Origin of the sequence: Psychrobacter sp. GW64-MNA-CIBAN-0177 (assembly GCF_040309585.1) — a bacterium.
Classification (GTDB): Bacteria; Pseudomonadota; Gammaproteobacteria; order Pseudomonadales; family Moraxellaceae; genus Psychrobacter; species Psychrobacter okhotskensis.
Window position 1 is genome coordinate 1 of record NZ_JBEOOY010000657.1, and the last position, 231, is coordinate 231.

General features: G+C 46.3%; 1 protein-coding gene. It reads left to right on the forward strand.

Annotation, left to right across the window (positions count from 1 at the left end; genetic code table 11):
- The coding region (locus AAEY79_RS16590) for a hypothetical protein (RefSeq protein WP_352289909.1) at positions 1–231 on the forward strand (231 nt) is incomplete at both ends.

Below are 231 nucleotides of genomic sequence, written 5' to 3' on the forward strand. Positions count from 1 at the left end.
ATCGATAGCCGCTTGGCAGCAGATTGATCAAGGTTTAGAAGCGCTATTAGCTACAGTGAATAAAGACAAACTGAGTGCGGATCAGCTCGCTGAATATATACAGCTAGAGCTCGACTTTGTCCACGCAGAAGACTTTTACCGTAAAGCCGTAGATGAGTTAAACAGTGGGGTTAAAATTTTCCCAGGTTCGGCGGTGGCAAAATTCGCCCGTATCGCGCCGATGCCTATATT